Below are 22,761 nucleotides of genomic sequence, written 5' to 3' on the forward strand. Positions count from 1 at the left end.
CACCGCTTGGTGGCCCTGGGTGAGACCTGTGGTAGATCCCGTGATCTTTCAGATTTTCACTAGTTTGCTATGGGTCTTGTCTATGGTGCCCTCCTTGCGCGCCAGGCGCTCACTCAGATATGCCAGTGGCTGTGCTGCAACGCCTTGAAGCTGTGTTGTGGTTGCAGAGCCGCGTGTTTGGGATACTCGCTGATGAAGTGTTCAATGCCTTCCATCAGCCTCATCCGCAACGAAGAAACGGGCTCGTGCCAGGCTTGCAGACAGAGGTGACCAGGGATCAGCAAGGCTTGGTATTGCTCCTTGAGATCGACGGGCCAAGGCTTTATACCGGAACTGGGATGCAGTAAATAGTGAGCGGCAGGGGCGCGGGCATAAATGAACTGAACGTTGGCCAAATCGCGTTGGCAAAGCGTTTGACTGCCGATATGGCAAGTCAGATAGCGTCCTGTGTTCAGATCCAGAAAGTGACCACGTTGCCGACAGGGGACTATGCGGTACCAGGGCAGTTGAGCATCCGGGGCATAGCCCTGAAGCTCCTGTTCCAGCCAGTGGCGACACTCGGGTGTCTGCACCTCATTGCACATGGATTCAAGTTGCTGCAACAAGACACTGGGTGATGCAACTGCCAGACTCGCACTCATCTCCTTCTCCCTTCTGCATGACAATCCCGACTTCCAGTATGGACCCGATGACGATGAGGGGGAGGGGAATCTAATGATTAAAAATGGATTAGCATCGCTGTTTTTATGCAATCGAGGCGTTTAACCAACCAGATAGGTACCGGTGCCGAAGGCGATATGAGTCCCCTCTTCGTTGTGCAGCTCCATGCGGGCAACCGCCACCTTGCTGCCGGATCGAATGATGTGGGCGGTGGCAATGAACTCGGTGCCCCGACCGGGGCGCAGGTAGTCGACTCGCAGGTCTATGGTGCCGAGACGGGAGAAGCGCTCCTTGAGGTAGTTAGGGGAAAAATCCTCCAGCTCGTCGAGGCAGGAGGCGGCCACTATCATGCCCCCCGCCACATCGAGCAGGCTGGCGGTGACACCCCCGTGCAATATGTTGTGGAAGGGGTTGCCGACCAGTTTCCCCTCCATGCCGATCCGCAGCTCGACCCGCTCGAAGTCATAGTGGGTCACCCGGATGCCCAGCAGCTGGTTGAATGGCATCTGCTCGGCGAACAGTGTGGCAATGCCACTTAGCGCCATCTTTTTCATCATCTCTTTCATCTATCCATCCCTGCACAAGCCGAGTAAAAACTCCAGTCAGTCTGCAACAAGACATTAACATCCGCAATGGCAGGTTTATTGTGGGGGCCCGCTGCTTTAGAATGGCGCCCCCAGAGGAGAGACCATGACCGCCATCGCCGATACCCTGCCCGATTCTCCGCCAGAGACTCCCCTCAGCCTGTTGCAGGCGGTATTCGGCTACCAGCAATTCAGGCCTGGCCAACAGGAGATCATCGACCAGATCATCGCGGGGCGTGACGGTCTGGTGCTCAAGCCCACCGGCGGTGGAAAATCCCTCTGTTACCAGATCCCGGCGCTGCTGCGACCCGGGCTGGGGGTGGTCGTCTCTCCCCTCATCTCCCTGATGAAGGATCAGGTCGATAGCCTGAGAGCGAACGGGGTGGCGGCTGCCTACATCAACTCGGCGCTGAGCCGGGAAGAGCTGATCCAGCACTTTGCCGCCATGCGCCGGGGCGAGATCAAGATTGTCTATGTCTCCCCCGAGCGGTTGCTGCAGCACGAATTCATGGACCGTCTGGCCGAGCAACCCCTGGGCCTGTTCGCCATCGACGAGGCTCACTGCGTCTCCCAGTGGGGGCATGATTTTCGCCCGGAGTATGCAGCCCTTGGCCGACTCAAGCAGTGGTTTCCCCATGTCCCCGTCGTGGCGCTCACCGCCACCGCCGATGAGGCGACCCGGCGCGACATACTGCATCGCCTCGAGTTGCAGGATCCCTTCGTTCATACCGCCAGCTTTGATAGACCCAACATCCGCTACAGCCTGGTGGAGAAGTTCAAGGCGGCGGAGCAGCTACTGCGTTACGTCCAGGGCCAGAAGGGCAACTGCGGCATTGTGTACTGCTCCAGTCGCAACCGGGTGGAGGAGGTGGCCGAGCGCCTGGTGCGTCACGGCAGCAAGGCGGCCCCCTATCATGCCGGCCTGCCCCTGGAACAGCGCCAGCGCACCCAGGAAGACTTCCTCAAGGATGACGTCGAGATAGTGGTGGCGACGGTGGCATTCGGCATGGGTATCGACAAGCCCAATGTGCGTTTCGTGGTGCACTACGACGTGCCCAAGAACATCGAATCTTATTATCAGGAGACGGGCCGGGCCGGGCGCGATGGCACGCCAGCCGAGGCGCTGCTGCTCTATGATCCCGCCGACATTGGCCGGGTACGGCGCCTGCTCGACAACATCGAGAATCCCCAGCAGTTGCAGGTGGAGCAGTACAAGCTCAACGTGATGGCCGCCTTTGCCGAGGCCCAGACTTGCCGCCGTCAGGTGCTGCTCAACTATTTCAGCGAGTACAACGACAAGCCGTGTGGCAACTGCGACATCTGCCTGGATCCTCCCCAGAGCTACGATGGCAGCGAGGATGCCCAGAAGGCGCTCTCCTGCGTCTGGCGAGTGGGTCAGGCCTTCGGGGTAGGCTATGTGGTGGAGGTGCTCAGAGGGTCGCTCAACCAGCGCATCAAGGATCATGGTCATGACAAGCTGTCGACCTATGGCATCGGCAAGGATCAGAGCCACGAATACTGGATGAGCGTCATTCGCCAGCTGATCCACAAGGGGCTGCTGACTCAGAACATCACCCGCAACCTGGTGTTGCAGCTGACCGAGGCGGCTCGCCCCGTACTGCGCGGCGAGGTCAAGCTGGCGCTGGCTGTGCCACGGTTGCAGCCCATCTCCAGCCGCAAGGAGAAGCGCAATGGTCTGCTCGACAGCGCCAACTACGACAAGCGGCTCTTCAAGGAGCTGCGTGGCCTGCGCAAGCAGATCGCCGAACAGGAGGAGGTGCCGCCCTACGTGGTGTTCAACGATGCCACCTTGGTAGAGATGGCCCAGCTCATGCCGATGACCGAGATGGAGCTGCTGGCGGTCAATGGGGTCGGTCAGCGCAAGCTGGAACGCTTCGGCGAGGCCTTTATGGATCTGATCATCGACTACTGCCGGCGCTAGGAACGACCTTGGTGGAGATTGGGTCAGCGGCGATGCCGATGACCGAGATGGAGCTGCTGGCGGTCAATGGGGTCGGTCAGCGCAAGCTGGAACGCTTCGGTGAGGCCTTTATGGATCTGATCATCGACTACTGCCGGCGCTAGGGTCGATTAGCGCAGCGTAATCGACCGCAAAAGTGCCGGGTCTGATTGATGTAGCGGCAGGGATGAGGCGCCCGTCTACCGGGCGCACAAGGTCACTTCAAGCTGGCGTAGTAGGCGGCGAGGTTGTCGATATCCGCATCGCTGAGCATGGCCATGAAGGGTGCCATCAAGGGTTCCTTGCGATCGCCATAGCGAAACGCCTCCATCTGTTTGGCGAGATAAGCTGCGTTCTGACCCGCCAGATGCGGGTAGCTGGCGACACTGGCCTTGCCATCGATGCCATGGCAGGCGGCGCACACCACCGCCTTCGCCTTGCCCGCCTCGACATCGGCCGCCTTGGCCTGATGTCCCCATACCAGTGCCAGCAGGGGCAGGGCATATAGCCATTTGTGCATCTTCTTCTCCTTGAGCTGAAATTGGATCATCGCCCGTTGGCCGGATTGGGCCGACGGCGGTATAACAGAGTGACACGAGCATACGCAGGGACGAATCGCACCACCATGAAGCTTATCAATACTTTTGCCACCGAATTGCCCTGGGCCTGCGAGCCGGTAACACCCCAGCCCCTGGCCAATCCTCGTCTGCTGCACCTCAATCGCCCCCTGCTCGCCGAACTGGGGTTGGCGGGGGTGACGGATGCCGACTGGCTCGCCTGCTGCGGTCAGGCCAAGCCCTTGCCGGGCATGGAGCCGGTGGCCCAGGTCTATGCTGGCCATCAATTCGGCGGCTACAGTGCGCGCCTCGGTGATGGCCGCGCCCTGTTGCTCGGCCAGCAGCAGACCCCGGACGGTGAGCTTTGGGACCTGCATCTTAAGGGCGCTGGCAAGACCCCCTTCTCCCGCTTCGGAGACGGGCGCGCCGTATTGCGTTCCAGCATCCGCGAGTACCTGGCCTCCGAGGCGCTGCATGCCCTCGGCATCCCCACTACCCGCGCCCTGGTACTGGTCGGCAGTGACGAGCCCGTCTATCGCGAGACGGTGGAGACGGGGGCGACGGTACTGCGCACCGCTCCCTGCCATATCCGCTTCGGCCAGTTTGAATACTTCGCCTGGAGCGGCCAGGGGGAGAAGATCCCGGCTCTCATCGATTACCTGCTGCGCCACCATTTCCCTGAGCTTGAGAACGGCGCCGAGTTGTTTGCGGAGGTGGTGCGTCGTACCGCGCGGCTCATCGCCAAGTGGCAAGCCGTTGGCTTCACCCACGGGGTGATGAACACGGACAACATGTCCATCCTGGGGCTGACTCTGGATTACGGTCCATACGGCTTCATCGATGGCTACGAGCCCGACTTTGTCTGCAATCACACCGACAGTGGCGGCCGTTATGCCCTGAGCCAGCAGCCTGCCGTGGGTTACTGGAACCTGCAGAAACTGGCCCAGGCCCTGGCGGATCATGTGGACGGCGAGGCCATGGCCGCGGCACTGGGTCAGTATGAACATCATCTGATGCTGCACTACTCCGAGCTGATGCGCGGCAAGCTGGGGCTGACGCAGTGGGAGGAGGAGGATCCCGCCCTGTTCCGCCAGATGTTCCAGCAGCTGGCGGCGGACGGGGTTGATTACCACCTCTTCCTGCGCCGTCTGGCGCTCGTCGAGCCGAGCGGCCCCTGGCCTGCGTCCCTGCTTGCCCTGCTGCCCGATGCCGCACTCTGGCAAGGTTGGCTGACAAGCTATCGTGAGCGTCTCGCCCGGGAGGGGGAGGAGAGCGGGTCGCGTCGCGCGCGCATGAATCAGCTCAATCCCAAATATGTGCTGCGCAATGCCCTGGCCCAGCAGGTGATAGAGGCGGCAGAGCGGGGGGATATGACCCCCTTCGAGCGCCTTTATGCTGCGTTGCAGCATCCCTATGCCGAGCAGAGCGAATTCGAAGATCTCGCCACGCCGCACCCCAGTTGGTATCAGGGGGAGGCGCTCTCATGCAGCAGCTGAATCAGTGCCCAAGCCGACAACTCAACCGGGTAGGAGACCATGGATGGGGACGTCTATGTCATTGAGCTGGCAGTTGGTGGGCATGGATGAGGCGAGCGGCGCCCTGCTGCTGACCCATCCTGATCTCGATTGGGACAACTTTCCGGCGCTGGCAATCAGTCTGCTGGATGAGTGGGAGCTGGCGCTGCTACAGCAAGATAGCGGCGCCGATCGCCACAGTTGGCAACTGACGTTTGAAGAGAGCCGCATTTGGCTGCACTTCGAGCATCATAGCGGCTGCTGGCTCAGCGCCGATGACGAGGAGGGGCGTGCAACCCTGCGCTGGCTGAGCCGACGGTACAAGGATTGAACTATGGCGCGGGGGGCGTATAATGCCGCCCCTCGATCACTGCCGTATTAGTGCCATGGTGGCGCTATGGGTTCCCTAACCCCATTAACCAAAAAGGTCACAATATGAATCTGACCCCTGCTCAGCACCAGACGGCGCTGACGCGACTCGCGTTGTTCCACATCCTGATCATCGCCAGCAGCAACTACCTGGTGCAATTGCCGATCACCATTTTCGGCTTTCACACCACCTGGGGAGCCTTCAGCTTTCCATTCATCTTCCTTGCCACTGATCTGACTGTCCGAGTCTTCGGCGCCGGTCTGGCGCGCAAGATAATCCAGCGAGTCATGCTGCCAGCCTTGCTGGTCTCTTATGTGCTGTCCGTGCTCTTCTTCGAGGGCAGTTATCAGGGCATCGCCAATCTGGCGACCTTCAATCTGTTCGTGGCCCGGATTGCCCTGGCCAGCTTCATGGCGTATCTGATCGGTCAGTTCATGGACGTGATAGTGTTCAACCGCCTGCGGCTGCTCAAGGCCTGGTGGGTGGCACCGGCGGCATCGACTCTGATCGGCAATCTGGTCGATACCCTTGCCTTCTTCAGCATCGCCTTCTGGCGCAGTGATGATCCCTTCATGGCGGAGCACTGGGTCGAGATAGCGACCGTGGACTATGTATTCAAGCTGCTGATAAGCCTGGGTTTGTTCGTACCACTCTATGGCGTCTTGCTGCGCTACCTCAGCCGCAAGCTGGTGGGGGATCCCAATCCTGCTGCCCTGCAGGGCGAGGCGCGCAATGCCTGAGTTCCCGGCTTGTCAGCAGAGATGATCCAGTTGGCCACCCCAGGGTGGTCAATTTTTTTGCACATTTTTTGAAATATCGGCAAATAACAGTTGCCAAGTTAAATGAGAATGATTATTGTTAACTTGCGTTCCGGGATAGGCCCCATCAGTTCCAACATGGTGACTTCTTGTGAAAGCACGACATTGCTCACATTGCTTCCAGTTATAGGGCCAGTTCTTCTGGCCCTCTTTTTTTGTCTGTTTTCCCCGATTTTCTAGCCATTTCCCCCGAATTTTCCCATAAAAAATGGGAGCCAAGGCCCCCATTCTGCAAACATGGATCAGCTTATTCGATATCCAGCGGATCCGGGGAGAGAATGACCCCGGTGGTATCGGCATAGAGGTGATCGTCCGGCAGGAAGGTGACCCCCCCGAAGTTGACCGGCAGATCCGTTTCTCCCACATCCTTGCTGTCGGCGCCGACTGGAATGGCGGCCAGGGCCTGAATACCGAGATCCAGATCCTCCAGCACATCGACCTCGCGCACGCAGCCGTAGCAGACGATCCCTTCCCACTCATTCTGGGCCGCCGTAGTGGCGATCTCGCCGTCGATCAACGCCCTGCGCATGGAGCCGCCGCCATCGACCAGCAATACCCGGCCTATGCCGTTCTCTTTGACGATTTCACGGATCAGACCGTTGGATTCGAAGCATTTGACAGTGGTAATGACACCACCGAAGGAGGCGCGTCCGCCGAAGGAGCAGAGCATGGGTTCGAGCACATCGACCATGTCCTGATAGATGTCGCACAGTTCTGAAGTATTGTATTCCATTGAGTCAGTCCACCGCTGGAAACAGGTGGATCCAGTATAGGGACTGGGCCCGGCATTTCAATGAATATTCCTTGAACAACAAGTGACTGGCGGCTTCCATCGCGCCATCTGCGTCGCGATGTTCAGCATAGAACGCGGCCACGGGAGCCGCGTTTTTTATGACGCGAATCGAGGTGGCTAATCCTCAGGCCGAGGCCTTTTCCTCAGACGCCGACTGTCCGAACCAGGCGAGCTTGTCCGCCAGGGTGACGACCGAGCCGACCATGATGAGGGCCGGGCTCTCGACGCCGATGGCCAGCTCCGGCAGCTGGTCGAGGGTGCCGCGGATGACCCGCTGGCTCGGCTGGGTGCCGCGCTCGATCAGCGCCACCGGGGTGTCGCCCCCCTTGCCGTGAGCCAGCAACTGCTCGCGGATCACGGCGCAGGATGAAAGCCCCATATAGAACACCAGGGTCTGCCTATCCCGGGCCAGCAGAGGCCAGTCGAGATCCTGGGCGCCGCCCTTGCCGTGGGCGGTGACGAAGCGCACGCTCTGGGCGTGGTCGCGGTGGGTCAGCGGAATGCCCGCGTAGGCGGCGCAGCCGCTCGCCGCCGTGATCCCCGGCACCACCTGGAAGCCCACGCCGCTGCCGACTAGCGTCTCCAGCTCCTCGCCGCCGCGGCCGAAGATGAAGGGATCGCCACCCTTCAGCCGCACCACCCGCTGCCCCTTCCTGGCCTCATCCAGCAGCAGCTGGTTGATACCCTCCTGGGGCACACAGTGGTTGCCCGCCTGCTTGCCGACGAAGATGCGTTTGGCATCGCGGCGCACCAGCGCCATCACTTCATCCGATACCAGTCGGTCATAGACCACCACGTCCGCCTGCTGCATCTGACGCAGGGCGTGCAGGGTGAGCAGACCGGGATCGCCGGGACCGGCGCCGACCAGTATCACTTCACCCTTGGTGGCGGCATCCTCGGCAAACAGGCCATCAGCGAGCTGATTGGCTGCCGCCTTGTCGCCGCGGGCCAGCGCCTGGCCAAGCCGGTCGGCACCGAGCAGCCGCTCCCAGAACTGGCGTCGCTCCCCCATGCTAGGGAAGCGGGCCTTGACCCTGTCTCTCAGGCCGCCGGCAAAGGTCGCCACCGCGCCGAGGTGCTGAGGTAATAGCGCCTCGAGCTTCTCGCGCAGCAAACGGGCCAGCACCGGGGCCTTGCCACCGGAGGAGATGGCCACCATCAGCGGTGATCTGTCGATGATCGACGGCATGATGAAGCTGGAGCGCTTGGGATCGTCCACCACGTTGGCAAAGATTCCCGCCTGGTTCGCACTCTGATAGACCAGGGCGTTGACCTCGCGCCGTTCGGTTGCGGCCACCACCAACCACTTGCCCGCCAGCTGCGCCGGCTCGAACTCGGTGGCCAGCCAGTCGATGGTCCCGCCGGCGGTCAGCCCCGCCAGCTCGGGGTCGAGCGCGGGGGAGACCACCGTCAGTCGGGCGCCGGCGTCCAGCAGCAGGCGCGCCTTGCGCTCCGCCACCTCACCGCCGCCAACCAGCAGCACGGGTTTGTTGTCGAGTCGGCAAAAGATGGGCAAGTAGTCCATGGGGCCTCCGGATCAGGCGGTTTGGGTCTGGCTGGCGGTGGCGGCGTCGGTCACGGGGACGGGACGCTCCGCCTTGGGGGTGGCATACCAGTAACCGAGGCCCATGAAGAGCGCGCCGGAGACTGTGTTGCCGAGGGTGACCCACAACAGGTTGTGGCCTATGCCACCCAGGGTGTAGGCCTCGGAGTGGGCGCCGAACCAGGAGAGGGCGAACAGGGTCATGTTGGCGATCGAGTGCTCATAACCGGAGGCGATGAAGGCCAGCAGGCACCACCAGATGGCGATGAACTTGGCCGCGCCCTCGGTGCGCAGCGCCATCCAGATGGCGAGGCAGACCAGCCAGTTGCAGAGCACCCCCTTCATGAACAGGGTCAGGGCCGGCGCCTGGGTCTTGGCCAGCGCCACCTTGTGGGCCAGGCTGCCCGCGTCCGGCAACAGGCTGCCGCCGTAGGAGTAGATCAGCGCCACTGCTATGGAGCCGAGCAGGTTGCCGGCCCAGGTCTGGGGCAGGATGCGCAGCAGATCGCCCATGGAGATCTTGCCAGTCTTCACCCCGAAGGTGAGGAACATGGTGTGGCCGGTGAACAGCTCGGAGCCGGCGATGATCACCAGGGTCAGGGCGATGCCGAAGGTGGCCCCCATCACCAGCGGACGGATGCTGGGATCCACCAGATTGCCCAGGGTGAAGATGAGGATGATGCCAAGGCCCACATAGGCCCCGGCCATGGCGGAGCTGAGCCAGAAGCCGAGCTTGTCACTGCGCTCGAAGCGGTTGATGCGGGCCGCGTTGGCGGCGCACTTGTTGATGGTGTCGGTATACATCTTTGTTTCCTTCAAGAGGACCGCCCGCGGGCAGCCCTGATATTCATAGTGTTAGACGGCGACCCAGACCTGCTGGTCACGCACTCTGACGGGGACGTCGCACTGCACCGACATGGATTTGGGGGGTTGTCGACATCAGACGACGACCCAGACTTGCTGATCGCGCACTTCAACGGCATAGGCCGCAATCGACATGGCGGCATTTTCGAGACAGTGGCCGTCGCTCAGGCGAAAGTGCTGCTTCTTGAGCGGGCTGGCGACCCAGAGCTCACCCTCGTGTTCACCTACGATGCCGCGCGACAGCACGTTGGCGGCGAAGAAGGGATCCCGGTTGTCGATGGCGAACACCTCGGCCGCCTCGCTCGGGCGGAACAGCGCGATCTGGCGACCTTCAATGAGTGCGCAGACACCGGTTCCCGGCAGGATGTCGTTGAGTGGGCAGGCGAATTTCATGATTGAACCTCCACATCGAGCGAAACAGGCATATTCTGGCGCCCTTCCAGCAGGGCGCAGACGCCGGTGCCAGGGAGTATGTCGTTGAGTTGGCAGGCTAATTTCATCATTTGGTCTCCACCTCGATCTGGTAGACGGGGATGCGCTCGGCCGGAGTGGCGGGTCTGTGCTGGTCGCGCTCGCTGACGAACTGCACGTCCGGATCGCGCTTGTCGCTGTTGATGAAGTGGCTGAAGCGTTTGAGGGCTTCCTCTTCATTGAGGGTGCGGGACCATTCGCATTCGTAGCTGTCGATCAGCACCTGGATGTCGTGCTCCAGGGTGGCATTCAGTCCCAGCTTGTCGTCGACTATCACCTCGCGCAGGTAGTCGACGCCCCCTTCCAGGTTGCCGAGCCAGACAGAGGTGCGCTGCAGTTTGTCGGCGCTGGTGACGTAGAACATCATAAAGCGGTCGATCAGCTTGATCAGGGTCTCGCGGTCGAGGTCAGACGCAAGCAGGTCGGCGTGGCGCGGTTTCATGCCGCCGTTGCCGCCCACATAGAGGTTCCAGCCCGCGTCCGTGGCTATGATGCCGACGTCCTTGCCCTGGGCTTCCGCACATTCGCGGGTACAGCCGGAGACCCCGAACTTCATCTTGTGCGGGGTGCGGATGCCCTTGTAGCGGTTCTCGAGGAAGACCCCGAGGCCGACGCTGTCCTGCACGCCGAAGCGGCACCAGGTGCTGCCGACGCAGGTCTTGGCCATGCGCAGCGCCTTGGCGTAGGCCTGACCGGTTTCGAAGCCCGCGGCCAGCAATTTGCGCCAGATGGCGGGCAGGTCATCCTTCTGGGCACCGAACAGGCCGATGCGCTGGGCGCCAGTGATCTTGGTGTAGAGCTGGTAGTCGCGGGCCACTTCGGCCACCGCCAGCAAGCCTTCCGGGGTCACTTCACCACCGGCCATGCGTGGGATGACGGAGTAGCTGCCGTCTTTTTGCATGTTGCCGAGGAAGATGTCGTTGGTGTCCTGCAGCTGGGTATTGCGCGGGCTCAGCACATAGCCGTTCCAGCAGGAGGCGAGGATGGAGCCGACCGTCGGTTTGCACACCTCGCAGCCATAGCCCTGACCATGCTTGGCCAGCAGCTCGTCGAAGCTCTTGATCCCTTCCACCTTGACTAGGTGGAACAGCTCCTGGCGTGAGTGGGGGAAGTGGGCGCAGAGGTGGTTGTTGACCTCTATGCCCTGCTTCACCAGCTCGGCGTTGAGCACCTGGCTGATGAGCGGCACGCAGCCGCCACAGCCGGTACCGGCCTTGGTGTGCTGCTTGATGGCGGCGAGCGTGGTGTGACCCTCGGCCACCGCCTGGGCGATGTCGCCCTTGGAGACGTCGAAGCAGGAGCAGATCTGGGCGGTCGAAGGCAGGGCATCCACCCCCAGGGTCGGCTTGGCACCGGCGTAGGCGGGCAGGATCAGGGTATCCGGGTGGCTCGGCAGCGGCATGGCGTTGAGCATCAGCTGCAGCAGGTTGCCGTAATCTTCCACATCACCCACCAGCACGGCGCCGAGCAGGCGGCTGTTGTCTTCGCTCACCACTATCTTCTTGTAGACGCCGGCCTGGTCATCCTGGAACACATAGCTGTGGCTGCCCGGGGTGCGGCCGTGAGCATCACCGATGGAGCCGACGGAGACGCCGAGCAGCTTGAGCTTGGCGCTCATGTCCGCCCCTTCGAAGCGGCTGTCGCCGCCGAGCAGATGGTCGACGGTGACCTGGGCCATCTTGTAGCCCGGTGCCACCAGCCCGAAGAAGCGGCCCTGCCAGGCGGCGCATTCGCCGATGGCGTAGATGTCGGGATCTGAGGTGAGGCAGTGATCGTCGATGAGCACGCCGCCGCGCTCCGCTATGGCCAGTTCGCTATAACGGCCCAGGGTGTCCTGTGGGCGTATGCCGGTGGAGAAGACCACCACATCCACGTCAAGGGCGCTACCGTCGGTGAAGGCGAGGCGGTGCTTGGCCTCCTTGCCGCCATGCATCAGGATCTCGCTGGTGCTCTTGCTGGTGTGTACCTGCACCCCCATGGATTCGATCTTGCGGCGCAGCAGCTGGCCGCCCTGGCCGTCGAGCTGCTCCGCCATCAATACCGGGGCAAACTCCACCACATGGGTCTCGAGGCCCAGCGCCTTGAGGGCACCGGCCGCCTCCAGGCCAAGCAGGCCGCCCCCGATCACAACACCACTCTTGCCGCTCTTGGCGGCGCTGCGGATGGCTTTCAGATCTTCGATGGTGCGATAGACGAAGCACTCGTGGTGCTGACTGCCCTGGATGGGCGGCACCCAGGGGTAGGAGCCGGTGGCCAGCACCAGCTTGTCGTAGCCGACCACAGTGCCCTTGTTGGAGTGCACTTCGCGGGCCGCCCTGTCGATTTTTTTCACCGCCTCGCCGAGCAGCAGACGGATGCCGTGCTTCTGGTAGAAACCGGGTTTGACGAGGGAGAGATCTTCGCTGGTGTGGTGGGAGAAGTAGGAGGAGAGATGGACACGATCGTAGGCGGGACGCGGTTCTGCACCGAAGACGGTGATCTCGAACCGGTCCGGATCGGCCTGCTCGATCAACTCTTCGATGAAGCGGTGCCCCACCATGCCGTTGCCGATGACGGCCAGCCTGACTTTGCTCATGAGTGCCTCTGATTTGGAGTTATAAAACGTCATATCTGAGCCAAGGCTAACCAGTGAGCAGTGGTGGGCTATTGATGCAAATCAAGTGTCTATTTATATATCTCCTAAGGGGTAAGTTGGTGAAATAGAAAGCTATGCATAAATAGGTATACCAGTAGTGCATTCTGGACTTCGGCTGTCATGAGGCCAGGAGGTGCAAGAGGAGCTGGCCCGCCTGGTCAGGCATCATGAAAAAAACACCTCGGCAGAGGTGCTTTCACTGTGTGGCATCTGGTTGGTGCGCCTGGCTATGACGGCGCAGATCACTGCTCTTTCGGATTGGCCTGATAGGGGGCGCGGGCGCAGGTTTCGCGGATGAGGGTGCGCAGCCAGCGGTGGGCCGGATCGGCGTCCAGCCGAGGATGCCAGAGCAGGGCCAGGGTGATTTTGGGCAAGGGGAAGGGCAGGGGCAGGGTCACCAGATCGGCGTGCAGGGCGGCGCAGTGCAGGGCGGGCACCGTGGCCACCAGATCGCTGCCCCGCACCAGCGCCAGCGCAGTGGCAAATCCCGGCACCAGGGTGGTGATGGTGCGCTCCAGCTTGAAGACGGCGAGCGCCTCATCGACGGGGCCGTGCTCCTGAGCGCGCCGTGACACCATGATGTGGCGGGCGTCGGCATAGCGGGCGGCGGTCAGTGGGCCTTCGCACAGGGGGTGACCGGGACGCACCACGGCGACGAAGCGATCCTGAAACAGCGCCTGGGTGTGCAGCTCGGGCGCCGTGTTGGCCCCGATCACACCGGTCTCGAAATCCAGCTCACCGCCGCGCAGGGCGTGGCTCTCCTTGTCGGGCTTGGTCATGAAATGCAGCCGCACCCCGGGCGCCTCGGTGGCGAGCCGTGCCAGCAGGGCCGCCCCGACACTCTCCACGAAACCGTCGCTGGCCCTCAGCCGGAAGGTGCGCACCAGGCTGGCCGGATCCACCTCCTGCTGGGGGCGCAGCACGGCTTCGGCCTCCTGCACCAGCTGGCTGACCCGTTCGCGCAGGGCCAGGGCGCGGGGGGTGGGCACCAGCCCCCGGCCCGCGCGTACCAGCAGGGGATCCCCGGTGGTCGCGCGCAGCCGGGCCAGGGCCCGGCTCATGGCGGAGGGGCTGAGTTTCAGCCGTCTGGCTGCGCCGGCCACGCTGCCCTCATCGAGCAGCGCTTCCAGGGTTAGCAGCAGATTGAAATCGGGTGTGCTCATGATCTTGCCTCGCCGAGCCGTCAGGGTGACCGCCTCATGGCGGTGCCTCTCGCCTCATCATACGCGAGGATCCGGCTCTTCATATGACGTGTCGTGCAGCTATAAGTTGCAAGCCGTGCGTCTTCCGCTGCTTTATCCCTCCGGCTAGCCTTGTCGATATCCTCAGCTGCCGAGACTCTGCCCATGCCCCATTCCATCGCTCCTCCCTCATCCGCTACTCGCCGTGCAGGCTTGCTGGCACTCGGCCTCGCCACCCTGCTGCCCATGCTGGCGGGGAGCATGGCCAACATGGTACTGCCCGCCCTGGGGCAGGTGTTTGCCGTCCCCTTTGCCAGCGTGCAGTGGGTGCTGGTGGCCTACCTGCTGGGGATCACCTGCCTGACAGTGGTGGCCGGGCGGCTTGGGGACAGGTTTGGCCGGCGGCGTTTGCTGCTCTGGGGCATGGTCCTGTTCTCATTGGCGTCCCTGCTGTGCGCCCTGGCACCCACCATAGGTTGGCTGATTGCGGCGCGCGTCCTGCAAGGAGCCGGTGCTGCCTGCATGCTCTCTCTGGCGCTGGCCATGGTGGGCCAGCTGGTGCCACCAGCGCGCCGTGGCTGGAGCATGGGACTGCTCGGTACCCTGTCGGCATGCGGTACAGCCCTTGGCCCCTCGTTCGGCGGCCTGTTGATCGACGGGTTGGGCTGGCAGGCTCCCTTTCTGCTGCTGGTACCCCTCAGCCTGCTGGCGCTGGGCTGTGCCCGGCTCGGTCTGCCCCGGGACGGCTCCTCGCCACAGAAGGAGAGGATGAACCTCGCTAGCCTGTCGCTGCTGGTGGCGGCCCTGCTCTGCTACGGGCTGGCGCTGACCTCGGGAGGGACTTTGGCGCTGGGGTTGTGGGCGGGGGCCTTGCTTGTCACTACGCTGTTCATTCGCCGCGAGCGCCTCGACTCCTCCCCCCTGTTGCCACTGGTGCTGCTGGCCACTCCCCGGCTCAGGGGGGGCTTGCTCGCCAGTGCGCTGGTGGCCAGCGTCATGGTGCTGACCCTGCTCATAGGCCCCTTTTACCTGCGCGGTGTGTTTGACCTCGATATGGCGACGGTCGGGCTCATGATCTCGGGGGGGCCCCTGCTGGCCGCCTTGACGGGCATGCCTGCCGGCTGGCTGGTAGACAGGCTGGGTGCGCGGCAGGTGGTCCGGCTGGGGCTGGCAGTCATGGGGACAGCGGCCCTCGGCTTGGCCGGGGCGGCGGGGCAGTTCGGCACGCTCGGCTATCTGCTGCCCATACTGCTGCTGACCGTCGGTTATGCATTGTTCCAGACCGCCAACAACAGTGCCGTGGTGGGGGAGGCGAGTGAGCAGACCCGGGGCGCCGTGGCCGGTCTGCTGACCCTGTCGCGCAATCTGGGCCAGTTGACCGGGGTGGCCGGGCTCGGCGGCCTGTTCGCCGCCCTGGTGGGAGAGCAGGGCCTGAATATGGCCAGCGAGCTGGTGTTCGGCACCCAGGCCCTCTTTGCCCTGAGCGCCCTGCTGATTGGCCTGGCGCTATGGCTGGTGGGGCGCCGCCGGGAGGAGACGCTGGCGGTGGTGTGAGGATCATGGGACACAAAAAAACGCCTCCGCGAAGGGAGGCGTTTGTCTAACGGGAGGGGGCGAGCTTACAGAATGTAGCGGCTCAGATCCTCATCTTCGATCAGGGCCCCGAGGTGAGCATTGACGTAGTCGGCATTGATGACGAAGGTCTCGCCGGACTTCTCGGAGGCATCATAGGAGATGTCTTCCATCAGACGCTCCATCACGGTGTGCAGACGGCGGGCACCTATGTTCTCGGTGCGTTCGTTGACCTGCCATGCCGCTTCGGCCAGACGGCGAATACCATCCTGAGTGAACTCGATCTTGACCCCTTCGGTGGCCATCAGGGCTTGATATTGATCGGTCAGGGAGGCGTTCGGTTCGGTCAGGATGCGCTCGAAGTCACCCGTGGTCAGCGCGGTCAGCTCAACCCGGATCGGCAGACGGCCCTGCAGCTCGGGGATGAGATCGGAGGGGCGCGCCACCTGGAAGGCGCCGGAGGCGACAAACAGGATATGGTCAGTCTTCACCATGCCGTGCTTGGTGTTGACGGTGCAACCCTCGACCAGGGGCAGCAGATCCCGCTGTACCCCCTCGCGGGAGACGTCGGGACCTGAGGATTCACCACGCTTGCAGATCTTGTCTATCTCGTCGAGGAAGACGATGCCGTTGTTCTCGACCGCATGGATCGCTTTTTGCTTCAGCTCTTCCGGGTTGACCAGACGAGCGGCCTCCTCTTCGATCAGGGCCTTCATGGCCTCCTTGACCTTGAGTTTGCGCTTCTTCTTCTGACCCTGGCCCAGGTTCTGGAACAGCCCCTGCAGCTGGTTGGTCATCTCCTCCATGCCGGGAGGAGCCATGATCTCGACGCCCATCTGCTGGGCGGCCAAGTCCAGCTCTATCTCCTTGTCATCCAGCTGACCTTCCCGCAGTTTCTTGCGGAAGATCTGGCGGCTGTTGGAGTTGTCGGCCTTCTCCTCTTCACCCCAGCTGTTGCGGGGGTTGGGCAGCAGGGCGTCGAGGATGCGCTCTTCGGCGGCTTCCTCGGCGCGGTATTTGTTCTTCTCCATCTCGGATTCACGGATGAGCTTGATGGCCACATCGGTGAGATCGCGGATGATGCTGTCCACTTCCTTGCCGACATAGCCGACTTCGGTGAACTTGGTCGCTTCCACCTTGATGAAGGGGGCGTTGGCCAGCTTGGCGAGACGACGGGCGATTTCGGTCTTGCCGACCCCGGTCGGGCCTATCATCAGAATATTTTTCGGGGTCACTTCATGACGCATCTCCTCAGAGAGCTGCATGCGGCGCCAGCGGTTGCGCAGGGCGACGGCCACCGCACGCTTGGCATCGGCCTGGCCGATGATGTGTCTGTCCAGCTCGTGGACGATTTCTCTCGGGGTCATCTCGGACATGATGAAATTCCTGTATCCGGGGCGGGCAGGGCCCACCCCGTGCAAAATGGGTCGCTTTACTCAGGCATGGCTAGTGGCGCGTTATTTAGCGGCATAGTCCAGCACTTCGATGGTGTGGTTGCCATTGGTAAAGACGCAGATGTCGCCCGCAATCTTGAGGGACTTCTCGACGATGGATTTGGCATCCAGCTCGGTATTTTCCAGCAGGGCGGTGGCCGCAGACTGGGCGAAGTTGCCGCCCGAGCCGATGGCGATCAGATCATGCTCCGGCTGCACCACGTCACCGTTGCCGGTGATGATGAAGGATTTGTGCTCGTCGGCGACCGCCAGCAGGGCCTCGAGGCGGCGCAGGGCACGGTCGGTACGCCAATCTTTGGCCAGGGCCACGGCGGCGCGCTCCAGATTGCCCTGATGAGCCTGCAGTTTGGCTTCAAAGCGCTCAAGCAGGGTAAAGGCGTCGGCGGTACCACCGGCGAAACCCGCCAGCACCTTGCCGTTATAGAGACGATGGACCTTGCGGGCGTTGCCCTTCATGACGGTGTTGCCCAGGGATACCTGGCCATCCCCTCCGATCACGACTTGGCCGTTGCGGCGGACTGAAACTATGGTCGTCACTTTACTTACCTCACTTGAGCCGGTTCACGGCCATGACTGTGCATGAAAATAGAGATGGGGTTGCCGATCCGGCTTTTCAACCCTCATTCCATTTCGAGAGTGGGCCGACGTTTGGCAGGGGATAGGGCTGTCTGTGATGGAGGGTGGCCGTCAGGGCGGGTAAAAAACGGATAAAAAAACGCGGCGCCGTGTTGCCACGGCGCCGCGTTTTTTATGGTGGGTCGTCAGCCCTTCTTGGGGATGCAGCCGCTGATGCCGGCACCTTGCAGCTTGCGGTTGGCCGCATCGGCCGCCGCCTTGCCGGTGAAGGGGCCCACCATCACCTTGTAGATGGCGCCGTTGGCGGTATTGATGTTCTGCAAGCTGGCACTCAGGCCGGCGGAGAAGGCAATACGCGCCTTGAGAGACTCTGCGGAATCCTGCGAACGCAGGGCCGCACACTGCATCATGTAACGGCCGCCATCGGTCGAGGCCGTCTGGGCCGCTTTGGCTTTCTGGGCCTGATCCTGGGCCAGCTCGGCACGCAGCTCACGCTCCATGCGCTCCCGTTCGGCCTTGCGGTCGATGGCCTGCTCCTGGGCGCTGGCCACAGGGGCGCCGACCGGCTTGGGCTGATAGGGCTGCACTTGGCCTATGGGGGTACCAGGCTGGGGTATGCTGGTCTCCACCGGCTTGGGCAGCTTCTCGGGTTGCAGGGTCAGGGTCTCTGCCGGGGCAGGTGGCAGCACGCCAGGTTGGGGCGGCGGCTCCACTATGTCGACCTGCTTGTTCTCGAGTCGTTCGATATAGCTCCACTTCTCCTGGGGGAGAGCATGGCCATCGGACTTGGGTTTATTGGCGCGCACCTGCTCCTCGATGGTCGGGCCATCGGCGGCCTTGCCATTGATGAGGTAGAGGAAGGCACCAAAGCCGACCACCAGCGCCCCCGCCAGCAGGACGGGGATCAGTGGAAAGCGGCGGCGAGGTGGCGCCTTCTTGGTATTGCGACCACCGGCTCGTCTCCTTGAGCCACTCCCCACATAATCCCGTGTCGCCATGAATTACATGCGCTCCAGGGTGTGGATGCCCAGTACGCCCAGGCCCAGCTTGAGCACCTTGGCGGTGGCGGCACAGAGCAGCAGACGGCTCTGACGTGCCTCCGGCTCTACCCCGTCCTTGTTGATGGGGCAGGCTTCATAGAAGGTCATGAAGTTGCCGGACAACTCGTACAGGTAAGTACAGAGCAGGTGAGGCATGCCACGCTCGGCCACGCCGTTGACCGCATCGGAGAACTGGATCAGCTTCTGAGCCAGGGTCAGCTCGGCATCCTCGTTGAGCGAGATGTTGCCGCTGAGGCTGCTCACATCGACACCGGCCTTGCGGAAGATGGACTGGATGCGGGTGTAGGCGTACTGCAGGTAAGGGGCGGTGTTGCCCTCAAACGACAGCATCAAGTCCCAGTCGAAGATGTAGTCGGTGGTGCGGTTCTTGGAGAGATCCGCATATTTGACCGCACCGATGGCGATGGCGTGCACCACCTCGGCTTTCTCTTCGGCGCTGAGGTCGCTGTTGCGGTTCTCCAGCAGGGCGGCAGCGCGCTCCTCGGCTTCGTTGAGCAGATCGACCAGCTTGACGGTGCCGCCGGAGCGGGTCTTGTAAGGGCGACCATCCTTGCCCAGCATCATGCCGAAGGCGTGGTGCTCGAGGGGCACGGATGCCGGCACATAACCCGCCTTGCGGGTGATGGTCCAGGCCTGCATCAGGTGCTGGTGTTGACGGGAGTCGATGAAGTACATCACCCGATCGGCCTTGAGGGTCTCGTAGCGGTACTTGGCGCAGGCGATGTCGGTGGTGGTGTAGAGGAAGCCGCCATCGCTCTTCTGGATGATGACGCCCATGGGCTCGCCATCCTTGTTCTTGAACTCGTCGAGGAACACCACGGTAGCGCCTTCGCTCTCGACCGCCAGTCCCTGGGCTTTCAGGTCGGCCACTATGCCGGGCAGCATGTCGTTGTACATGGACTCGCCCATGATGTCCTTGTTGGTCAGCAAGACATTGAGGCGGTCGTAGTTGCGCTGGTTCTGGGCCATGGTCAGGTCGACCAGCTTCTTCCACATGGTGCGGCAGTACTCATCGCCCCCCTGCAGCTTGACCACATAGTTGCGGGCGCGCTCGGCGAAGGCCTGGTCTTCGTCATACAGGCGCTTGGCCTGGGTGTAGAAGGCTTCGAGATCCTTGAGCTCCATGTCGCTGGCGTGCTCGTTTTCCATCTTCTCCAGATAGGCGATCAGCATGCCGAACTGGGTGCCCCAGTCACCGATGTGGTTGGCGCGGATCACCTTGTGACCCAGGAACTCCAGGGCGCGGGCCGCCACGTCACCGAGTACGGTGGAGCGAATGTGGTGTACCGCCATCTCTTTGGCCACGTTGGGGGCAGAGTAATCCACCACCACGGTTTGCGGGGTCGGCAGCTTCACGTTGGCGTTGGCACAGGCCACCATGGCATCGACCTGCCCGGTCAGCCACTGCTGATTGAAGAAGAAGTTGATGAAGCCGGGACCGGCAATCTCGACCTTGGCGATCAGGTCAGAGGCGGGCAAGTGTTCTATGATGGCGGCGGCCAGCTCACGGGGGTTCTTGCCGGCCGGTTTGGCGAGCAGCATGGCCAGGTTGGTAGCCAGGTCACCATGAGCCTTATCCTTGCATCGATCTACCAGCACTCGGGCTTCCAGCTCCGCTGGCAGCAGGCCTGCGGATTTGAGGTTGGCTACCGTCTGTTCAAGTAGATGATGAATATGCTCTTTCATGACTGACCACCGAGGTTATGCGTCGAAATATGACTGATATATAAGGGCGTGAATTTTACCCGCATCGGGCCGAGAAAACTATAGGGATGACCCTCCACCCCTGAGGCGGCGGATATTTCACTGCTTGGTGCGCAGATTTGCAGAATATTGCGTTGTTGTCTGCGGCTTATCCATTTCTACTGCATATTGAAGCAGCTTGTCCAGGCTATTTTCCCCTAATAGTAATAGGGGTTTTTATTCCTACTCGGTCTGAATGATCTGACCACTTTGGGGTGTCGTATCAGGAGAAGGCACACGAAATAGGATGCAAACATGAAACTGGCGCTCTTTCCCCTCTCCGCTCATTTGCTGCCCGGTGGCATCATGCCGCTGCGCATCTTCGAGCCCAGATACCAGCGGATGATCGCCGAGGCGGGGGATGCCGGCTTTGGGCTCTGCATGTGGGATAGCCGCCAGGGGGATGAGTTGCGCAACATGTACCCCATCGCCACCCGGGTGCGCATCATCGACTTTGACATGCTACCGGACGGCCTGCTGGGCATCACGGTGCAAGGGGTGGAGCGATTGCGTATCCAGCGTCTCTGGCAGGAGCCGGACGGCCTGCGGGTCGGTGAGGTGGAGCAGTTGCCGCTCTGGCAGTGTGGCCGTCTGCCACGGGATCAGCGCAATCTGGCCCAGGCCCTGCGCGAGGTGTTCAGTGACTACCCCGAATATGCCGCCCTCTATCGCGAACCTGACTGGGACGATGCCTGCTGGGTCGCCCAGCGCTGGATAGAGGTACTGCCCATTCCCCCGGAACAGAAGCAGTGGCTGATGGCCTGCGAGGACTATCACCCCGCCCTCAGTTTGCTGAGCAACCTGCTGGTTGCCAGTCACTGATCGCGGCCTTGCCCATCACTTATCTCCCCCGTTGGTGCTTGCCCGATGCGAGGGCGCGTCCCCTCCTTGACCAGAAAGAGTCAGGCGTCGCTGATCCAGACGGAGTCTCTGGCCGTATTGACCTGCACGGTAGCAACCAGGGTAAGGGCTATGACATATACTGGCCAGTCACAACGGACTCACAGCAGGATCTCGCCCCAGATGGACACAGTCATAGGCGTTCCCGACCTGAAAACCCAGCTGATAAGGGTCGCCGAGTCTGCCGACAAGGTAGCCTTTGCCGCCCTGTTTCGTCACTTCGCGCCGCGTATTCGCAACTATGGTTTGCGCCATCTTGGCAGTGACGCCAATGCCATGGAACTGGTTCAGGAGACCATGCTGCTGGTCTGGCAGAAGGCACGGCTCTATCACCCTGAGAAAGGGGCGCCCAGCACCTGGATCTACACCGTCATGCGCAACCAATGCTTCGACATGTTGCGCCGCCGCCGTGCCAGTCGTGAAGATCTGTGCGCCGAAGAGATCTGGCCCCTGCTGGAGTTTGGGGCCGACTTGCCCCAGGGACCCGGTGGCGAGGATGCGGTGCTGACACGGCAGATGGCCCATTACGTCAGCGTGCTGCCTGAGCCGCAGCAGCAGGTAGTGCGTGGCATCTACCTGCAGGAACTCTCCCAGCAGGAGCTGGCCGAGCGACTCGGCGTACCGCTTGGCACCATCAAGTCCCGGCTGCGACTGGCCCTGCAGAAACTCAAAGAGCAGGTGGAACGTCATGATGCATAGCCTCGTCATGACCAGGAGCGACCCTGTGATGGGTGGTGCCCCGGGGCCAGGCTCATATCGATCGCACATATTTATGGAGCAGTATCATGATTAAATCCCATCCGACCGAGCAGATGCTGCGTGCCTTCGCGGCCAACGAGCTCCCCCTGCCCCTGGCGGTCGGGGTATCGGCCCATTGCGAGCTCTGCCCCGAATGTGCCGCCCGGGTGACGTTGTGGGAGGCGCAGCTGGCCGAGGCACTCGAGGCCGCCCCCCTGCCGGATCAGGTCGCCCCCGAGCTGGACGCCATGCTGGCCATGATAGTGCAGCAACCCCTGCCCGAACTCATCCCTGTGTCTCACACCGACACCCAGCTTGAGGTAGCGGGTCGGTGTTATCGGTTGCCGAGGGTGCTGGCCCGTTACCGCTCCCCCAAGTGGCGGCATTTTGGACCCGTTCGCCAACATAGCCTGCCCCTGGGGGAGTTGGGGGTGCGGGCCAGCCTGTTGCACATCGATGCGGGCGGTGCCATTCCCGAGCATACCCATCAGGGCTATGAACTGACCTTGCTGCTGGCGGGCAGCATGCAGGATGGCGATCAGCGCTACGGGGCCGGTGATTTCATCTGGCGAGATAGTCGCCATGCACACAGTCCGCACACGGTCGATGGCTGTCTCTGCTACACGGTGCAGGATGCCCCCATCCAGTTCACCAAGGGGCTGTCGCGCTTGCTCAATGGTATCTCTGGGCATCTCTATTGAGGCCAAGGGCTCGGCGGGGCAGCACCGCCATTCACGCATCAAAAAAGGGACCCTGGGGTCCCTTTT

Annotated in this window: 22 protein-coding genes; 9 read left to right on the plus strand and 13 right to left on the minus strand. The window is 62.2% G+C overall.

The features are described from left to right. Window positions 1-113: 113 nt before the first annotated feature. Window positions 114-641 (minus strand): hypothetical protein, encoded by a 528-nt coding sequence (locus M2367_RS14310; protein WP_259237079.1) that lies wholly within the window; start codon window positions 639-641, stop codon window positions 114-116. A 120-nt stretch (window positions 642-761) separates the two neighbouring features. Beyond that, the gene (locus tag M2367_RS14315; protein WP_224431520.1) at window positions 762-1,226 is read right to left on the minus strand and encodes a thioesterase family protein; all 465 of its coding nucleotides are present in this window, start codon (window positions 1,224-1,226) and stop codon (window positions 762-764) included. 124 nt (window positions 1,227-1,350) lie between these two features. Here M2367_RS14315 and recQ point away from each other — a divergent pair, with 124 nt between their 5' ends. Both recQ and M2367_RS14325 read left to right on the plus strand, forming a co-directional pair. Further along, on the plus strand, window positions 1,351-3,186 hold the full coding sequence (gene recQ, locus M2367_RS14320; protein WP_259237080.1) for an ATP-dependent DNA helicase RecQ: 1,836 nt from the start codon (window positions 1,351-1,353) through the stop codon (window positions 3,184-3,186). After that, window positions 3,174-3,329, plus strand: coding sequence for an HRDC domain-containing protein (locus tag M2367_RS14325; protein ID WP_404972879.1), 156 nt, complete (start codon window positions 3,174-3,176; stop codon window positions 3,327-3,329). The genes recQ and M2367_RS14325 overlap by 13 nt, the downstream gene beginning before the upstream one ends. A 92-nt stretch (window positions 3,330-3,421) precedes the next feature. On the opposite strand, the gene M2367_RS14330 is transcribed toward M2367_RS14325, so the two are convergent. Then, window positions 3,422-3,724 (minus strand): cytochrome c, encoded by a 303-nt coding sequence (locus tag M2367_RS14330; protein WP_259237082.1) that lies wholly within the window; start codon window positions 3,722-3,724, stop codon window positions 3,422-3,424. Window positions 3,725-3,829: 105 nt separating this feature from the next. On the opposite strand from M2367_RS14330, the gene M2367_RS14335 reads away from it, so the two are divergent. The 3 genes from M2367_RS14335 (at window position 3,830) to M2367_RS14345 (ending at window position 6,385) form a co-directional block, all read left to right on the plus strand. After that, window positions 3,830-5,257, plus strand: coding sequence for a YdiU family protein (locus M2367_RS14335; protein WP_259237083.1), 1,428 nt, complete (start codon window positions 3,830-3,832; stop codon window positions 5,255-5,257). Window positions 5,258-5,300: 43 nt separating this feature from the next. Next, window positions 5,301-5,606 carry a DUF3630 family protein gene (locus M2367_RS14340; protein ID WP_259237084.1) on the plus strand — a complete coding sequence of 102 codons (306 nt, stop codon included), beginning with the start codon at window positions 5,301-5,303 and terminating at the stop codon, window positions 5,604-5,606. A 104-nt stretch (window positions 5,607-5,710) separates the two neighbouring features. Next, window positions 5,711-6,385, plus strand: a complete 675-nt coding sequence (locus M2367_RS14345) for a 7-cyano-7-deazaguanine/7-aminomethyl-7-deazaguanine transporter (RefSeq protein ID WP_224431516.1) — start codon at window positions 5,711-5,713, stop codon at window positions 6,383-6,385. 325 nt (window positions 6,386-6,710) lie between these two features. On the opposite strand, the gene rraA is transcribed toward M2367_RS14345, so the two are convergent. The 6 genes from rraA to M2367_RS14380 form a co-directional block, all read right to left on the minus strand. Then, on the minus strand, window positions 6,711-7,196 hold the full coding sequence (rraA, locus tag M2367_RS14350) for a ribonuclease E activity regulator RraA (RefSeq protein WP_042042553.1): 486 nt from the start codon (window positions 7,194-7,196) through the stop codon (window positions 6,711-6,713). Window positions 7,197-7,380: 184 nt separating this feature from the next. Beyond that, window positions 7,381-8,781: a siroheme synthase CysG gene (cysG, locus tag M2367_RS14355; RefSeq protein ID WP_259237085.1), complete on the minus strand. Its 1,401-nt coding sequence runs from the start codon at window positions 8,779-8,781 to the stop codon at window positions 7,381-7,383. Window positions 8,782-8,793: 12 nt separating this feature from the next. Continuing rightward, window positions 8,794-9,603, minus strand: coding sequence for a nitrite transporter NirC (gene nirC / locus M2367_RS14360; protein ID WP_259237086.1), 810 nt, complete (start codon window positions 9,601-9,603; stop codon window positions 8,794-8,796). 135 nt (window positions 9,604-9,738) lie between these two features. Further along, window positions 9,739-10,056: a nitrite reductase small subunit NirD gene (gene nirD, locus M2367_RS14365; RefSeq protein WP_259237087.1), complete on the minus strand. Its 318-nt coding sequence runs from the start codon at window positions 10,054-10,056 to the stop codon at window positions 9,739-9,741. Between the two features lie 106 nt (window positions 10,057-10,162). After that, a complete protein-coding gene (gene nirB / locus M2367_RS14375) occupies window positions 10,163-12,709 on the minus strand; it encodes a nitrite reductase large subunit NirB (RefSeq protein ID WP_259237088.1) in 2,547 nt (848 codons plus the stop codon). A 302-nt stretch (window positions 12,710-13,011) separates the two neighbouring features. Continuing rightward, on the minus strand, window positions 13,012-13,932 hold the full coding sequence (locus M2367_RS14380; RefSeq protein WP_042042561.1) for a LysR family transcriptional regulator: 921 nt from the start codon (window positions 13,930-13,932) through the stop codon (window positions 13,012-13,014). A gap of 183 nt (window positions 13,933-14,115) precedes the next feature. Between M2367_RS14380 and M2367_RS14385 the strand changes: the two genes are divergently transcribed. Continuing rightward, window positions 14,116-15,504, plus strand: coding sequence for an MFS transporter (locus tag M2367_RS14385; RefSeq protein ID WP_259237089.1), 1,389 nt, complete (start codon window positions 14,116-14,118; stop codon window positions 15,502-15,504). A 65-nt stretch (window positions 15,505-15,569) separates the two neighbouring features. Here M2367_RS14385 and hslU read toward each other — a convergent pair whose 3' ends face one another. The 4 genes from hslU to argS all read right to left on the minus strand — a co-directional run bounded on the left by hslU (window position 15,570) and on the right by argS (window position 20,299). Continuing rightward, a complete protein-coding gene (gene hslU / locus M2367_RS14390) occupies window positions 15,570-16,898 on the minus strand; it encodes an HslU--HslV peptidase ATPase subunit (RefSeq protein ID WP_042042563.1) in 1,329 nt (442 codons plus the stop codon). Between the two features lie 81 nt (window positions 16,899-16,979). Continuing rightward, window positions 16,980-17,513, minus strand: coding sequence for an ATP-dependent protease subunit HslV (gene hslV / locus M2367_RS14395; RefSeq protein ID WP_042042565.1), 534 nt, complete (start codon window positions 17,511-17,513; stop codon window positions 16,980-16,982). A gap of 224 nt (window positions 17,514-17,737) precedes the next feature. Further along, window positions 17,738-18,550 carry an SPOR domain-containing protein gene (locus tag M2367_RS14400; RefSeq protein WP_259237090.1) on the minus strand — a complete coding sequence of 271 codons (813 nt, stop codon included), beginning with the start codon at window positions 18,548-18,550 and terminating at the stop codon, window positions 17,738-17,740. A gap of 3 nt (window positions 18,551-18,553) precedes the next feature. After that, window positions 18,554-20,299 carry an arginine--tRNA ligase gene (argS, locus tag M2367_RS14405; protein ID WP_042042567.1) on the minus strand — a complete coding sequence of 582 codons (1,746 nt, stop codon included), beginning with the start codon at window positions 20,297-20,299 and terminating at the stop codon, window positions 18,554-18,556. Between the two features lie 312 nt (window positions 20,300-20,611). On the opposite strand from argS, the gene M2367_RS14410 reads away from it, so the two are divergent. The 3 genes from M2367_RS14410 to M2367_RS14420 all read left to right on the plus strand — a co-directional run bounded on the left by M2367_RS14410 (window position 20,612) and on the right by M2367_RS14420 (window position 22,695). Further along, entirely contained in the window at window positions 20,612-21,178 is a 567-nt protein-coding gene (locus M2367_RS14410; protein WP_259237091.1) for an LON peptidase substrate-binding domain-containing protein, read from the plus strand. A 201-nt stretch (window positions 21,179-21,379) separates the two neighbouring features. Beyond that, window positions 21,380-21,955 (plus strand): sigma-70 family RNA polymerase sigma factor, encoded by a 576-nt coding sequence (locus M2367_RS14415; protein WP_224431504.1) that lies wholly within the window; start codon window positions 21,380-21,382, stop codon window positions 21,953-21,955. An 86-nt stretch (window positions 21,956-22,041) separates the two neighbouring features. Beyond that, complete coding sequence (locus M2367_RS14420) at window positions 22,042-22,695, plus strand: ChrR family anti-sigma-E factor (RefSeq protein WP_224431503.1); 654 nt, start codon at window positions 22,042-22,044, stop codon at window positions 22,693-22,695. The last annotated feature ends 66 nt before the right edge of the window (window positions 22,696-22,761 follow it).

Origin of the sequence: Aeromonas sp. BIGb0445, from assembly GCF_024809075.1 — a bacterium.
Classification (GTDB): Bacteria; Pseudomonadota; Gammaproteobacteria; order Enterobacterales; family Aeromonadaceae; genus Aeromonas; species Aeromonas rivuli.

Excerpts from the sequence above, each read along its gene's own strand:
- recQ (WP_259237080.1), top strand. The coding sequence starts at position 1,351 with ATGACCGCCATCGCCGATACCCTGCCCGATTCTCCGCCAGAGACTCCC.
- nirD (WP_259237087.1), bottom strand. The coding sequence starts at position 10,056 with ATGAAATTCGCCTGCCCACTCAACGACATCCTGCCGGGAACCGGTGTC.
- M2367_RS14330 (WP_259237082.1), bottom strand. The coding sequence starts at position 3,724 with ATGCACAAATGGCTATATGCCCTGCCCCTGCTGGCACTGGTATGGGGA.
- M2367_RS14420 (WP_224431503.1), top strand. The coding sequence starts at position 22,042 with ATGATTAAATCCCATCCGACCGAGCAGATGCTGCGTGCCTTCGCGGCC.
- M2367_RS14310 (WP_259237079.1), bottom strand. The coding sequence starts at position 641 with ATGAGTGCGAGTCTGGCAGTTGCATCACCCAGTGTCTTGTTGCAGCAA.
- M2367_RS14400 (WP_259237090.1), bottom strand. The coding sequence starts at position 18,550 with ATGGCGACACGGGATTATGTGGGGAGTGGCTCAAGGAGACGAGCCGGT.
- M2367_RS14385 (WP_259237089.1), top strand. The coding sequence starts at position 14,116 with ATGCCCCATTCCATCGCTCCTCCCTCATCCGCTACTCGCCGTGCAGGC.
- cysG (WP_259237085.1), bottom strand. The coding sequence starts at position 8,781 with ATGGACTACTTGCCCATCTTTTGCCGACTCGACAACAAACCCGTGCTG.
- M2367_RS14340 (WP_259237084.1), top strand. The coding sequence starts at position 5,301 with ATGGGGACGTCTATGTCATTGAGCTGGCAGTTGGTGGGCATGGATGAG.
- M2367_RS14380 (WP_042042561.1), bottom strand. The coding sequence starts at position 13,932 with ATGAGCACACCCGATTTCAATCTGCTGCTAACCCTGGAAGCGCTGCTC.
- nirC (WP_259237086.1), bottom strand. The coding sequence starts at position 9,603 with ATGTATACCGACACCATCAACAAGTGCGCCGCCAACGCGGCCCGCATC.
- argS (WP_042042567.1), bottom strand. The coding sequence starts at position 20,299 with ATGAAAGAGCATATTCATCATCTACTTGAACAGACGGTAGCCAACCTC.
- M2367_RS14315 (WP_224431520.1), bottom strand. The coding sequence starts at position 1,226 with ATGAAAGAGATGATGAAAAAGATGGCGCTAAGTGGCATTGCCACACTG.
- hslU (WP_042042563.1), bottom strand. The coding sequence starts at position 16,898 with ATGTCCGAGATGACCCCGAGAGAAATCGTCCACGAGCTGGACAGACAC.
- M2367_RS14335 (WP_259237083.1), top strand. The coding sequence starts at position 3,830 with ATGAAGCTTATCAATACTTTTGCCACCGAATTGCCCTGGGCCTGCGAG.
- rraA (WP_042042553.1), bottom strand. The coding sequence starts at position 7,196 with ATGGAATACAATACTTCAGAACTGTGCGACATCTATCAGGACATGGTC.
- M2367_RS14345 (WP_224431516.1), top strand. The coding sequence starts at position 5,711 with ATGAATCTGACCCCTGCTCAGCACCAGACGGCGCTGACGCGACTCGCG.
- M2367_RS14415 (WP_224431504.1), top strand. The coding sequence starts at position 21,380 with ATGGACACAGTCATAGGCGTTCCCGACCTGAAAACCCAGCTGATAAGG.
- M2367_RS14410 (WP_259237091.1), top strand. The coding sequence starts at position 20,612 with ATGAAACTGGCGCTCTTTCCCCTCTCCGCTCATTTGCTGCCCGGTGGC.
- nirB (WP_259237088.1), bottom strand. The coding sequence starts at position 12,709 with ATGAGCAAAGTCAGGCTGGCCGTCATCGGCAACGGCATGGTGGGGCAC.